At 50.9% G+C, this 13,503-nt stretch carries 15 protein-coding genes and 1 tRNA gene; 5 read left to right on the forward strand and 11 right to left on the reverse strand.

Annotated elements, in window-relative coordinates; genetic code table 11:
* Nucleotides 1-8 precede the first annotated feature (8 nt).
* A complete protein-coding gene (gene tagH, locus Q9L42_RS16430; protein ID WP_349431428.1) occupies nt 9-1,400 on the reverse strand; it encodes a type VI secretion system-associated FHA domain protein TagH in 1,392 nt (463 codons plus the stop codon).
* A gap of 670 nt (nt 1,401-2,070) precedes the next feature.
* Here tagH and tssJ point away from each other — a divergent pair.
* Complete coding sequence (tssJ, locus tag Q9L42_RS16435) at nt 2,071-2,568, forward strand: type VI secretion system lipoprotein TssJ (protein WP_305907334.1); 498 nt, start codon at nt 2,071-2,073, stop codon at nt 2,566-2,568.
* Nucleotides 2,569-2,581: 13 nt separating this feature from the next.
* Here the strand turns inward: tssJ and Q9L42_RS16440 are convergent, their stop codons facing one another.
* Nucleotides 2,582-3,406: a mechanosensitive ion channel family protein gene (locus Q9L42_RS16440; protein WP_305907333.1), complete on the reverse strand. Its 825-nt coding sequence runs from the start codon at nt 3,404-3,406 to the stop codon at nt 2,582-2,584.
* A gap of 12 nt (nt 3,407-3,418) precedes the next feature.
* Nucleotides 3,419-4,657, reverse strand: a complete 1,239-nt coding sequence (locus Q9L42_RS16445) for a hypothetical protein (protein WP_305907332.1) — start codon at nt 4,655-4,657, stop codon at nt 3,419-3,421.
* Nucleotides 4,658-5,085: 428 nt separating this feature from the next.
* Between Q9L42_RS16445 and Q9L42_RS16450 the strand changes: the two genes are divergently transcribed.
* The 4 genes from Q9L42_RS16450 (at nt 5,086) to Q9L42_RS16465 (ending at nt 7,570) form a co-directional block, all read left to right on the forward strand.
* A complete protein-coding gene (locus tag Q9L42_RS16450; protein ID WP_305907331.1) occupies nt 5,086-5,373 on the forward strand; it encodes a hypothetical protein in 288 nt (95 codons plus the stop codon).
* A 141-nt stretch (nt 5,374-5,514) separates the two neighbouring features.
* The gene (locus Q9L42_RS16455; protein ID WP_349431429.1) at nt 5,515-6,504 is read left to right on the forward strand and encodes an amidoligase family protein; all 990 of its coding nucleotides are present in this window, start codon (nt 5,515-5,517) and stop codon (nt 6,502-6,504) included.
* Nucleotides 6,477-7,142 (forward strand): gamma-glutamyl-gamma-aminobutyrate hydrolase family protein, encoded by a 666-nt coding sequence (locus tag Q9L42_RS16460; RefSeq protein ID WP_305907329.1) that lies wholly within the window; start codon nt 6,477-6,479, stop codon nt 7,140-7,142. The genes Q9L42_RS16455 and Q9L42_RS16460 overlap by 28 nt, the downstream gene beginning before the upstream one ends.
* Nucleotides 7,139-7,570, forward strand: a complete 432-nt coding sequence (locus Q9L42_RS16465; protein ID WP_349431430.1) for a YqaA family protein — start codon at nt 7,139-7,141, stop codon at nt 7,568-7,570. The genes Q9L42_RS16460 and Q9L42_RS16465 overlap by 4 nt, the downstream gene beginning before the upstream one ends.
* 206 nt (nt 7,571-7,776) lie before the next feature.
* Here the strand turns inward: Q9L42_RS16465 and Q9L42_RS16470 are convergent.
* The 8 genes from Q9L42_RS16470 to infC all read right to left on the reverse strand — a co-directional run bounded on the left by Q9L42_RS16470 (nt 7,777) and on the right by infC (nt 13,486).
* Nucleotides 7,777-7,853 (reverse strand) — tRNA-Pro (locus tag Q9L42_RS16470).
* Between the two features lie 96 nt (nt 7,854-7,949).
* Nucleotides 7,950-8,303 carry a MerR family transcriptional regulator gene (locus Q9L42_RS16475; RefSeq protein WP_305907327.1) on the reverse strand — a complete coding sequence of 118 codons (354 nt, stop codon included), beginning with the start codon at nt 8,301-8,303 and terminating at the stop codon, nt 7,950-7,952.
* A complete protein-coding gene (ihfA, locus tag Q9L42_RS16480; protein ID WP_349431432.1) occupies nt 8,287-8,583 on the reverse strand; it encodes an integration host factor subunit alpha in 297 nt (98 codons plus the stop codon). Before ihfA ends, Q9L42_RS16475 begins: the two co-directional genes overlap by 17 nt.
* A 4-nt stretch (nt 8,584-8,587) precedes the next feature.
* Nucleotides 8,588-10,963, reverse strand: coding sequence for a phenylalanine--tRNA ligase subunit beta (gene pheT, locus Q9L42_RS16485; protein ID WP_305907326.1), 2,376 nt, complete (start codon nt 10,961-10,963; stop codon nt 8,588-8,590).
* 14 nt (nt 10,964-10,977) lie between these two features.
* Complete coding sequence (pheS, locus tag Q9L42_RS16490) at nt 10,978-11,997, reverse strand: phenylalanine--tRNA ligase subunit alpha (protein ID WP_305907325.1); 1,020 nt, start codon at nt 11,995-11,997, stop codon at nt 10,978-10,980.
* Nucleotides 11,998-12,139: 142 nt separating this feature from the next.
* Nucleotides 12,140-12,502 (reverse strand): 50S ribosomal protein L20, encoded by a 363-nt coding sequence (rplT, locus tag Q9L42_RS16495; RefSeq protein ID WP_305907324.1) that lies wholly within the window; start codon nt 12,500-12,502, stop codon nt 12,140-12,142.
* Between the two features lie 24 nt (nt 12,503-12,526).
* Nucleotides 12,527-12,724, reverse strand: coding sequence for a 50S ribosomal protein L35 (gene rpmI / locus Q9L42_RS16500; protein ID WP_305907323.1), 198 nt, complete (start codon nt 12,722-12,724; stop codon nt 12,527-12,529).
* Between the two features lie 237 nt (nt 12,725-12,961).
* Nucleotides 12,962-13,486, reverse strand: coding sequence for a translation initiation factor IF-3 (gene infC, locus Q9L42_RS16505; RefSeq protein ID WP_305910167.1), 525 nt, complete (start codon nt 13,484-13,486; stop codon nt 12,962-12,964).
* Nucleotides 13,487-13,503: the final 17 nt, after the last annotated feature.

The raw sequence follows: 13,503 nt of genomic DNA on the forward strand, positions 1-13,503 counted from the left end.
TCTCTTGATTATTTTTTTGGATTGACGGCTCTAATTTGTTTCATTTGCTGTTCATAAGCCTCAGCAAATGCATCGCCATAGAAATCTTCAACCGCCTGCTCGGCCAATTGAGCATAGACGTCACAATATTTCTCCCAGCATTTGGCCTTTTTATTCAGCACCAGACCTTCTTCATATTGTTTCTCGATCCTGTCCGGCTCAAATTGTCTGAGAATTTCCGATAAAGAGGCCTGGATGCCGGCCTGCATCGCCATTTGATGATTCAGCATGTCCTGGAATCCTTCATCAATCGCATCGACCGAATCCATAAAACCGCCTTTGCCGTCATTGAGCAAATGCTGCAACGCTTCATCGGTAGTCACGGAAAACTTCAAGGGATTGTTGTCGGCCTTCTTGATCGTCGTCACTGTCACCCTGAACAGACTCTTGAATTCCGCCCGGCTTCTCAACACGGCGACGGTGCTTTCGACAAACTGCCGAAACATCGAGCCGATGCGCCGCATTTTGTCATCCTGTTGGGCGGGCCGTATATCGGCCTGATCCAGCCCGGCCCCTGCTAAGAAGGCTTGATAGAGATTCGGCGCAGCGCCTTCGGCCGCCCCGCTAACGGATGGCGCGGGAGAAGGTTTAACCAACTCAGGTTCAGCGGGGCGCAACGATTCGTCGGCAATGGGTGGCGCTTGCTGGTCCAGCAAGGCATTATCCTGTTGTTGAGGCTCGATTGCCGGAGCGGCTGGCTGATTATTCGAAGATTGCGGCTCTAGATTAAAAAGTTCTTCGAAATTGAAGTCTTCGGGAATTTCATCATTGGCATGTTTTTCCCCGGTCGGTTCCGGCGCTATGTAGCTATCATGCAACGAGGAAAATTGATCGTGCTTTTCATAATCGGGACTGAAATCATCCTGTTGTTCGCTTAAAAAAGGATTTTCCATCTGCTCTGCAAACGGGCTTTCCGCCGGCATCTCAGCGGACGGCTCAGCTTCCGCAGACAAATTTAACAGGTCGTCATCCTCGGCAAAAGGACTGGTATCCGGTTCCGCAAAAGGCCCTGCGCCCCCCCCTTCATCAGCACCGGCGCTATCTGGCAACAGACTAACTTGAATCTGATATTCACCAATGCCTAAAATCATGCCGTCAACCAGTTTGATCGATGTTTGCTTGATCGGCGCCGGATTTTCATCGATAAAAGTTCCTCCTAAACTCGTATCCGAAAGCATGAAGGCATCATTTTCAAAACCGATCTTCGCGTGATGTCTGGAAATGATTTTTTCGGTATCGGGAAGAAACAAATCGCATGAATCTTGACGCCCGATGGTTCCGCCTTCTCTATCTATGATGACAGCTTCACCATTTTCATAAGGCTGCCCCTTGAAGGCCACAATTTTTAAAGAAACAGGCATATATTTTATGGCGTATGTTGGTATAGGCTTACGGTTAACAGCCGTCAGTTGATTGCGATGGTCATTGGCTAAAAAACCGTCCAGATACAATCTAATGAAAAGAGTTCGTAATTATTTCAGCATATTTTTATCAGTGGGAGTAGGCTATTGATTTATCGGGCTGTCTGCAACAGGCAGATTTTTGCTCTGACCGCCAAGGAAGGCGGAAATGTAGAAAATGCAGGAGCAATTTTCTACCTGCAAAATCTGCATTTCCATCGTCCCTGGCGGTCTACCTCACCGGTTCCCGACCGGTGTGGCATTCCCACCCTCCCTGGCGGTCTACCTCACCGGTTCCCGACCGGTGTGGCATTCCCACCCTCCCTGGCGGTCAGACGTTGCAGTCTGAGCTTACGCCGCACAGGGAAGTGCAAGTGCCGCGTGAGGCAGAATGCCGTTAGCTGCCATGGAAGTATTCACCCAGCACCTAAATACCATAGACTATTGACAATGATTTATAATCGTCGTTTATTTAGGTGCTGGGTGAACGCGTCCCGAGAAATCAATGGTCTACTCCCTAAACCCTGAAAGATACTGAATAGCTACAAGAGTTCTTATTATCAGTGCTATGCTATTTATACTATTACAGAATAGACTGTAAGCAAAAATTTTACAGCTTTAAGGAACAAAAGTGACCCGCAAATATCTCTCTAAATATTTATTAACCGGCCTTCACCTTGTATTACTCTCGTTACTGACCGCTTGTTCGACATCCGGCGATGTCGAACGGGAAGCCATTTTTGCCAACCTAACCGTCATTGCCGATGCCAATCTGAATCCCGCCATCGATGGCCGCGCATCGCCGATCGTGACCCGAGTCTATCAACTGGCTGAGACGGCGAAATTCGATAATAGCGGTTTCTTCGCCTTGTACGAAAACGACCAAGCGCTGCTCGGCAATGATTTGCTCAGCAGGATCGAGTTGGAAGTCAAGCCCGACGAAAACTATCAACATCGGCTCGAAATCAAACCTAATACCCGCTTTATCGCGGTGCTGGCAGCGTTTCGCGACCTGGATAATTCGCAGTGGAAGGATATGACCGCCTTCCAGATCGACAGCAATCGATCACTGACAATCAAACTGAATGAAAACAGCGTAAAACTGACGGTGAATAGCGCCGATCAATGACCCAGGGTGATTTCTATACACTCTCTGACCCAGAGCTCCGATCTGCGGTAACCGGCGCCGAGATAAAGCCGACGCCCTGCGCAAGCAAGCATTCCTTACCTCTGACGGTCAGGTCGGTGACGAAGCGAAACTGTTGGCGCGGATCGATCGGATAGGCCTTCAACTGGTAATGACTGCCCCAGGGCTTTTCCTGAGCGATGACCAAGACAGGTTCATTATAACGAAGATAGGGACTGGTCAGGCCCACATCCTGCAACAAATCTTTGACCCTCGCGGCATCGTGATGAGGATGAAGATAAAAATCGGCCACGCATTGCAGCTTGGGCGTACCATTATTGGCATTTGATACGGCTTGATTCCAAAGTTTCAGATGAGGAATACACACTACCGTATCGTCGGGAGTGACGATCTGTACCGTGCGTATGCCGACGTGGGTGACTTCACCATAATTGCCATTGATCTCGATCCAATCGCCGTTACGGTAAGGCCTTTCGCCGACCGCAACCACCCCGGCGATGAGGCTGCCGGCATAATCCTTCAACGCAAAACCAAGAGCCAAGCCGAGAGAACCGAACACCGCAACCATGTTCTGCAAGGACGGCTCGATCACCCGAGGTACGGCCAACAGAATCGCCATTACGATGAAAATCAGACGCAATAAGGGCACCATTGCTAACAGGAAGAAGCGTGGCTTGCCGTGTAAGCGGTTAGCGATCCAGGGCAGTAGTTTTTGCGTCGCCATGATCAGCAAGGCCGCCCCGATCACGATCAGGATCAACTCCAGTATCGTACCGCTGTCCGGCGCTTTAAAGATTTGCTCTAATTGACGCTTTTCCATGTTATCCCCCCTTCAGAAACCATCCAGACTATAGTCGCGGGCGCGCAAATACTCCCGGGCGCTGGTATAGCCCATTGCCGATATCCGCCAGACATCATTGTGCGAAACGACGATGCCCAGCGCCCTCAAGCGCAATAGCAAAGACATGATGCGGTGAAAAGGCAAGGGCAGCAGCTCGGGCAGTATCGATGCCGGCAGCCCGTTGTGCAGCAACAACACATGCATGATAAAAGCCATGTCCTCCTCTTTTTCGACCGGCAATACCGGTTCCTGCGGCACATCGGATACCCAGATGCACTGCTCCCGGGCGCCCAATAACGGTCTTTTTTCCTCGTCATCCTCGGCCTGGTCTTCTTCCTGTTCCGGCTCCGCTCTCAACCTTTCCCGCCAGTAGTTTCTGGCAAGCCCGAAATTTCCCCGGCAATAGGCGGCCAGCTGACTCAATTCAGGGCTGATTTCATGATCTTCGTCATCCGGTTCGGCCAGCACGATTTTCCCGGTACGGGCATTTTTGAAGCACAGTTGCTCGCGCTCCGCGCCAGCCGCTAATTGAAAAAACAAGCGCGCCAGACGAGCGCCATCGAATCCTTGCAGAGTCAGCACATCCCACTGAGGAATCGGCCAGACATGCTGCAGATATGCCCAGGCCCAACTGTCACAGCCTATGATCCCATGCCCCAATTCGCCGGCGACCGCCCTTTCTAACAGCTGCCGAACCAAACCCAGACCGTTGGCGTGACGCAGATAACAATGTTCAAGATGCGGCAACACCCACTGGCGATCTGGCTGTGGCCAGCCCATTAACCAACCTTGATGAGCCCCTAGGATTTGTTCGACATCGGGCGCATCGACACGACAAAGACCATGCCTCGCCGCCCATTTCCCCAGCATTTCGCCGTGACCGGTAAATGGTGGCCCGACGACGAACTTGACCGGACTATCGGCCGGCAATGTCTTCCTCCAGTCACCCAGCGCCGCATCAAACGCCTGCGCCACCTTATCCCAATCGATCTCCGCCACCAAATGAGCAAGGCCTACCTTGGATAAGGACTGCAACTCGCTTTCCTCTTTCAATGGCGCCAAATCTTCCGCTTCGAAACGCAAAGAAAACCGCTTGAACGAGGCCCATTTTAACCGCGCCGCGCTGGCGCCGGTGGCGCTGGGCTGACGGTAATCGGTCAGCCTGACGAATTCCCACAGCGGTGTTTGCGCAAGCAGACCCTCATTTTGTGCCGACTGCCTCTCCTTCATCTTTTCAACCCCAAACTCTCACTTGACAAACTCCGCCATGCTGGGAGTAACATATGAATATTACTTTAACCCAGATATATGCTGAAGGAAATGAATTTTCATAAAACCACTCAGACGCCTGCTTTGGTTAGTTATTGATGATCATGCGATAACTTGGAAAATCAGTATTAGCCTACTTTGATTAACTATCCGGATTGAGCTTTCAGAGTCACGACAAACCAGAAACACGACTTCGATCAACGAAGCTGGGTTTTCCTGCTAACACTTTTGTTTAAGCCGAAGGTGTTGATAGCAAGCTTCGTCGCAAACATTGCTCGATCTGCATATTTTTTCCCCGTCATTCGCATGCACGGGCATCCGCTCGATTCATGCACCTACTGTCAGGCCGAGTTTTGGTCTGGCTATGATTTTTCTATCAGGAGAGCGAAATGAGTAACCGAAGCGATTATGTGAAAAAAATGAAAGCAAAACTCGACGAATGGAATGCCGACATCGACAGACTGGAAGCCAGGGCGGAAGCGGCGCAAGCCGACCTGCAGATCGAATACCAGCAACAAATCGAAGCCCTGAAGGAAGAGCGTGACGAGGCCGCGGCCAAGCTTAAGACCCTGGAAGCCGCCAGCGACGAGGCCTGGGAAGACATCAAGTCAGGTGTCGAAATGGCCTGGACTTCGCTGCATTCGGCCGTCGATTCGGCGATTTCCAGGTTCAAATAATCAGCCGCACTATTTTTTTAAGAACGCGCTTTTATGATCATGCTCACGATCCTCTTTTACCATTCGAATCTGAGCATGATTGTGAAAGCGGCCGAGACTTCCAACTCAGCCCGATGAACAGTAAGCTAGCTAAAGGTCTTTATGTCGAATCAAACAAATTCTTTTAACTCTCCAGCGATCGCCGTTAAAGATGACGGCAGCCCTAGACTGGTGGGATTCGAATTAGAATTTTCCGGGCTCAGCCTCGAACAAACCGGCGTGGCGCTCCGCAAATCATTAGGAGGAAAATTGGAACAGCTGTCCGTAGCCGAGTCGGTGCTGCACGTCGATGCATTGGGGGACTTTACTATCGAGTTGGATTGGAATTATCTGAAGCGCACCGCCGAAGAAAATGAGCACTCACAACAAAACGGCGACTGGGTCAATTTACTGAGCCAAGCAGCGAACCTGCTGGTTCCCGTCGAAATCGCCTGTCCTCCGATTCCGGTCGGCGAGCTTGAAGCGTTGACACCGATGGTCGATGACTTACGCAAGGCCGGCGCCGTCGGCACCGAGGAATCATTGCTGGCGGCTTACGGCGTTCATATCAATCCGGAAATTCCGCGTCAGGATGCCGAAACACTATTTACTTACTTACGAGCGTTCGCCGTTCTCCAATGGTGGTTGGTCGATGCCCATGACGTCGATGTCACCCGAAAGATGAGTCCTTACATCGACCTTTATCCGGAAGCCTATCTCAAAAAGCTTTTATCCGCACCGCAACCGACTATGGAACAGCTTTTTGCCGATTATCTAGAACACAACGCCAGCCGCAACCGAGCACTGGATTTATTGCCGTTGCTGGCCCATATCGACCGTGACGCGGTGCTGCGCGTCGTCGATGATCCGAAGATTCAGGCCCGCCCCACCTTCCATTATCGTTTACCGAACTGCCATATCGAGCGGGCGGACTGGTCGTTGTCCGCTTCCTGGAATACCTGGTGGGTCGTGGAGCAATTAGCGTCCCGGAGCGACGACCTCAATGAGCTCAGCCAGGACTTTCTGCAGGCCGAGCGGCCGGTGATCGGCGTCAACCGCAAAGAATGGGTGGAGTATATCGGCCGATGGCTAAAAGACCACGCGTTGGCGTAACCGGCAACGATCGGCGCTGGGCCCCTAGCTGGTGGTGCATCGCTCTGGCGCTGCGCCTGGCCGGCGCCGTGCCGGAACGGATCAGTGTAAAACACCAACCCAGCGGAAAACCATTGCATGCGCTGATCATCGGCGGCGGCAACGATATCAGTCCGGAACACTACAACCACGATATCGAGGCCAAGGTCAAACTCGACCCTAAGCGCGACCGCTTGGAGATCGAATGGATCCACAAGGCGTTGGATAACAAAATCCCGCTGCTGGGAATCTGCCGCGGCGCGCAATTGATCAATGTGGTATTAGGCGGCACCCTCTATCAAGATATCCGTCCGTTACGCAAACGCACCTATAACCGTCCCGGCCTGCTGCCGACCAAGCAAGTCCATATAGATGGCGGCTCAAAACTGGCGCAGATCTGCGGGAAAACACACATTAGAGTCAATAGCCTGCACCATCAAGCGATCAATAAATTGGGAGTAGGGCTTAACACGGTCGGCCGTGATCTCGACCTGATCACCCAAGCAGTGGAAGGCTTCTCGGACAACCGGATCATCGGCGTACAGTGGCATCCGGAATACCTAATCTACATGCCGTCGCAATTTTCAATCTTTCAATCACTGCTGAAAAATTATCGATGATTTCATCCCACCTCTTGTTATTTGGCTCCGCCTTCCTAGCGGCGACTTTTTTTCCCTTCTATTCAGAAGTGATTTTGTTTACCTTGTTGCGCGAAGGCGGAGATCCTTACGCACTGGTGATGACCGCCACCCTTGGCAATACCCTGGGAGCCGTTGTCAACTGGTTCATGGGCCTTTATCTACTGCATTTCCAAGACCGGCGCTGGTTTTATTTCAGCAAGAAACAAATCGAACAAGCGCAAAACTGGTATCAACGTTACGGCTTCTGGTCCCTGCTGCTTGCCTGGATGCCAATCGGCGGCGATGCGTTGACGCTGATCGCCGGCATCATGAAAGTCCGCTTATGGCACTTTTTGCTGCTAGTCGGCTCCGGCAAGGCGCTGCGCTATATTTTAATTGTTTATCTCGAGATGCAATCGCCGATATGACATTGTTGCTAATGAAAGCGGGGATATAAACCAAGATTGAAAGTCAACGAACGATATTAACCTTATCAGTGCGACTATTGGTGTTTTGGAATAGTGAGCATTCATAACAACCTCAGTTCGGGATATAAGAATCAATATGGATCGTTTTTTAATCATCTCAAAAACGATTTTTAGGACTTTTCAACTTCTACAACCAAATATTTTTTTGGTCGGGACGGCGGGATTCGAACCCACGACCCCTACACCCCCAGTATAGTGCGCTACCAAACTGCGCTACGCCCCGAAGTTGAATCAAACGGATGTTTTCTTTGAACGGGCCAAGAGTTTGGCCCGAGACATGAAACGGGCATATGTTAACACATTGCCCGCATAATGTTAATTACTTTAGCAGCTCCAGAATATCTTCCAGCTCGCCGATCATCTGGTGTATCAACTGCTTGGTGCGGGTAGAATCTTCCTTGGCCCCGTCACTGGCAAGATGCGCCCGCGCACCACCAATCGTATAACCCTGCTCATAAAGTAACGAGCGTATCTGGCGTATCGTCAACACGTCGTGGCGCTGATAATAACGCCGGTTGCCGCGTCTCTTGACCGGTTTAAGCTCGGAGAACTCCTGCTCCCAATATCGCAGCACATGAGGCTTGACGCCGCAGAGTTCGCTGACTTCTCCGATCGTGAAATAGCGTTTCGCCGGTATCGCCGGCAATTCATTATTATTACTGGGCTCCAGCATAGGATTCCACTCTGGCTTTTAATTTCTGACCTGATCTGAATGTTACCACACGCCGGGCAGTAATGGGGATTTCTTCGCCTGTTTTAGGATTCCTGCCGGGGCGACTGCTTTTGTCGCGCAATTCAAATTTACCGAAACCGGAAATTTTAACCTGCTCCCCCCTTTCCAAAGATCCTTTAATCTCTTCAAAGAACAGCTCCACCATGTCCTTGGCTTCACGTTTGTTTAATCCTAGTTCATCGAATAATCTTTCTGCAAAATCGGCTTTAGTTAATGCCATTCAATCAGTCCCTCAGTTTTGCACTTAAATCTGTGGTTAAAGTCTGCAACACTCTGCTAAATATAGCATCAATTTCAGAATCTGTGAGTGTTTGTGAAAAATCTTGTAATACCAAGCTCAACGCCACGCTTTTACAACCTTGATCAACACCCTGACCGCGATAAACATCGAAAATACGCACAGCCTGTATCGCCTGTTCCTGGCAATTCTCGATACTCGCGATGATATCGGCCGCGCTTACGTTTTCTTCGACGATCACCGCCAGATCACGTCTTACCGATGGAAATCTGGACATGGATTTAAACACCGGAATCTGTTTTTCCAGTACTTTGTTCAAATCCAGTTCGAACAGAAAAACCTGGGTATCGAAACCCAATTGTTTTTCCAGGGTCGGATGCAACATCCCCAACCAGCCGATGGCGTCGCCCCGCGTATTATACAGACGCGCAGACTGGCCAGGATGCAAGGCCGGATGCTTTTCCGCCTGATAAGAGATGACGGAACCGGTCAATGAAAACAAGGCTTCCAGATCTGCTTTGACATCAAAGAAATCGACCTTGCGGATTTTCTCGCCCCACTGTTCGGCATGGACGCCGCCCAAGGCTAAACCGGCCAGCATCGGTTGTTGCACTGTTTCGCCCGCTTTGTTGACAAAGCTTAAGCCGCTTTCAAACAACCGGACCCGGCTTTGTTGACGCTTGGTATTGTAGAGGGCTGCATTGAGCAAACCGCACCACAAGGTCGTGCGCATCACCGACAATTCGGAGGAAATCGGATTTTGCAAACGAATGAATTCATCATCGGGCGCTATGATTCTCTGGATTTCCTCGTCGACGAAACTATAGGTAATGGCTTCCTGATAGCCGCGATCGACCAAAAGATCCTTGGCTCTATCCTGCGGCAACACCGCTTCAGGCGCCTTGCCTAATTCAGAACGCATCAGCAAGCTGCTATTTGGCAGATTGTTATAGCCATAGATTCGAGCGATCTCCTCGATCAGATCGGCCTCGATGGCGATATCGAAACGACAACCCGGCGGAGTGATTTCCCAGCCATCGGCGACCGCATCGACCTGCATATCAAGACCTTCAAAGATGGCGCTGACTTCTTGTTCGGCAATGTCGATTCCCAACATCTTTTCGATGCGCTGCCGTCTCAATTTAACCGCTTCGCGTTGCGGCAAATGTTCGTCGCTGCTGACTTCGATAATCGGCCCGACGCTGCCGCCGCTGATTTCAACGATCAACTGAGTCGCCCGCTCGATCGCGCGCTGTTGCAAGGTAAAATCGACGCCGCGTTCAAAACGATGCGAAGAATCGGTATGCAAGCCGAACTGGCGAGCCTTTCCGGCGATACTGATCGGGCTGAAGTAGGCGCATTCCAGGAATATATCCTGGGTATCATCACCGACCGCCGAATCGTTGCCGCCCATGACGCCGGCCAAGGCCAAGGCCTGCTGTTGGTCGGCAATCACCAGCGCTTCGCCGTCCAACTTGATGGTTTGCTCGTTCAACAGGTTCAACGCTTCGCCCTGCTGGCTTTTTCTGACCACGATGGCGCCATGCAACTTGGCGGCATCGAAGGCATGCAGCGGTTGTCCCAGCTCTAACAGCACATAATTGGTGACATCGATCAAAGGCCCCAGGCTGCGGATACCGGAACGACGCAGCTTCTCCTGCATCCACATCGGCGTTTCCGCCTGCGGGTCGACATTCTTAATCAGTCTACCCAGATAACGCGGACAGGCTTCCGGCGCCTCAACCTTGACCTCAAGGCGCTCCTGATGGCTGATTTCGACGGGAGCAAATTCAACCGCGGTCCAAGGCGTTTTGTTCAGCACCGACACTTCTCGGGCGACGCCTTCTACACTGAGACAATCGGCGCGGTTCGGGGTCAAATCGATCTCGATAATCGTATCGTCCAGAGCCAGGTATTCTCGGATGTCGGCGCCAACCGGCGCGGAATCGGACAATTCCATTAAACCGTCGGCATCGGCCGCCAATCCTAACTCCTTTTCCGAACACAGCATGCCGAAGGAAAGCTCGCCGCGCAGTTTCGATTTTTTAATCTTGAAATCGCCGGGCAATACCGCGCCCACCAAGGCAGCCGGGAATTTCGAGCCCGCTTTGACATTGCTTGCCCCGCAGACGATTTGAATCGGCTCGGCTTCGCCGACATCGACCTGACAGACTCTCAGCTTATCGGCATTCGAATGTTGCTCCAAGGACACGACCTGGGCCACGACGACCTTGCTGAATTGTGCGGCGGCCGGTTCCACCGAATCGACTTCCAATCCAGCCATCGTCAATTGCGCCACTAATTGATCGCTATCGACAGGAGGGTTGACCAGTTCTCTTAACCAAGCTTCACTAATTTGCATGATTCAACCCTTCCTTAATTAAATTGTTCCAGAAATTTAAGATCATTTTCAAAAAACAGACGCAAATCGTTGATGCCATAACGCAGCATCGCCAGGCGCTCGACCCCCATGCCGAAGGCGAAACCGCTGTACTGATCGTTGTCGATCTCGACGGCCTTGAACACTTCGGGGTGTATCATGCCGCAGCCCATCACTTCCAACCAACCGCTCTGTCCGCAGACACGACAGCCTTCGCCGTCGCACATCACGCATTCGATATCCACCTCAGCGGACGGCTCGGTGAATGGAAAATATGAAGGCCGGAAACGCACCTGTATGTCTTTTTCGAAAAACGCGCGCAAAAACTCAAATACCACCCCTTTTAAATCGGCAAAGCTGACGTCGTTATCGACTAAAAAGCCCTCGACCTGATGGAACATCGGCGTATGGGTTAAATCGGAATCGCAACGATAGACGCGCCCGGGGGCGATCACCTTCAAAGGCGGCTTATTCGCCTCCATGGCCCTGATCTGTACCGGCGAGGTATGAGTCCGCAACAAGGTGTGGGCATCGAAGTAGAAGGTATCGTGCATTGCCCTGGCCGGATGGTGGGCCGGAATGTTCAGCGCTTCGAAGTTATGATAATCATCTTCGATTTCCGGTCCCTCTTCGACCCTGAAGCCGACGCTGGCGAAGATCTCGGCGATGCGTCTCAACGTGATCGTCACCGGATGCAAACCGCAAACATCTTGCCCTCTGCCAGGCAAGCTGACGTCGATCGCCTCGCTGGCTAGACGGGCCTCTAAGGCCGCCTGCTGCATCTGCTGTTTGCTGGCTTCCAAGGCTTGCTGAAACTGCCCCTTGGCCTGATTGATGATCTGCCCGGCTTCCCGGCGTTGTGCCGGATCCAACTTACCGAGCTCTTTCATTTGCAGGGTGAAAGCGCCTTTCTTACCCAGGTAATTAACCCGCACTTGGTCGAGTTGATTGAGATCTTTTGCTTGTGCAAGCTCACTTAAGGCCTGCTTAAGAATTTCTTCGATGTTAGCCGACACAGCTCAGCTCACTATGGTTGTTAAGTGGGAGGGGGGAATATGGAAAAAAATAACGATTCGTTATTTTTGTCAAACGCGCCTTGCTCAGCCGAGAAGGGAGTGCGCGAGCATAACCGGTTGGCGGTTATGCTCGTCAATTTCCTTACGGTTGGCTTTGATTCGCTTTGGCGATTTCGGCGATTTCGGCGAAAGCATCCATGTCGCGCACGGCAAGGTCAGCCAGGACTTTACGATCGATGGCGACATTGGCTTTGTTCAAGCCATTGATCAAGCGACTGTAGGAAGTCCCGCACAAACGGGAAGCCGCATTGATTCGCACAATCCACAGGGCGCGGAATTGACGTTTTCTTTGCTTACGGTCGCGGTAGGCATATTGACCCGCCTTGATTACCGCTTGTTTAGCAACGCGATAGACCCGACTTCTGGCGCCGTAATAGCCTTTCGCTTGCTTTAGGATTTTTTTATGTCTTGCTCTGGCGGTGACGCCGCGTTTTACTCTAGGCATAATCTCTTCTCTTTACACTAAAAATTAACTGTAAGGCAACAAACGCGCAACCATTGGCGCATCTGAAGCATGAAGAGTCGCCGCTTTACGCAACTGTCTTTTTCTTTTAGTCGATTTTTTCGTCAGGATATGACGTCTGTGCGACTGATTGCATTTAAAATTACCGTTACCGGTTCTTTTAAACCGTTTACCGGCGCCGCTATGACTTTTCATTTTTGGCATTTGTTTTCTCCGATTAAATAAATAAAACATCCATGAAACTGAAACCCGACAAGGCAAAATGCTTGGCCCGGCCGAATCTATGTATCATTCAAGATACCTGCTTAATGACTCATTCCAGCGTCATCAGGGTGTTTTACAAAACACCCAAAATTATTTGCAACCATTCAGAAGCGCATGCAAGCGTCCTGATCGATCAATGGCCTGTTCTTAAAAAAGAAAAATGCTGATGAGTCAGCCTTATTTTTTCTTTTTCGGCCCCATGACCATAACCATCTGACGGCCTTCCATCTTAGGAAACTGTTCGACCACGGCCAAATCTTCCAAATCCTGTTCGATCCGCTTCAACAACTCCATGCCGATTTCTCTATGGGCCATTTCCCGACCACGGAAACGAATGGTGACTTTGGTTTTATTACCTTCGCCGAGGAATTTGGTCAGATTTCTCAATTTGACCTGATAGTCCCCTTCTTCCGTTCCCGGTCTGAATTTCACTTCCTTGACCTGAATCAGTTTTTGTTTTTTCTTGGCGGCTTGTTGTTTCTTGTTCTGCTCAAACAGATATTTGCCATAGTCCATTATTTTGCAAACTGGAGGATCGGCGTTGGGTGAAATTTCAACCAAATCCATATTTGCCTCATACGCAAGCTGCTTAGCTTCCGCCAGCGAAATCACACCGACTTGTTCGCCTTCAGCGCCAATGACTCTTACGCGCCTTGCGGTAATATCATTATTCAGACGCGTTTTATCTTTTTTAGAAGCGATGCCCTAATCCTCCAAGT

Source organism: Methylomarinum sp. Ch1-1 (assembly GCF_030717995.2).
GTDB lineage: Bacteria > Pseudomonadota > Gammaproteobacteria > Methylococcales > Methylomonadaceae > Methylomarinum > Methylomarinum roseum.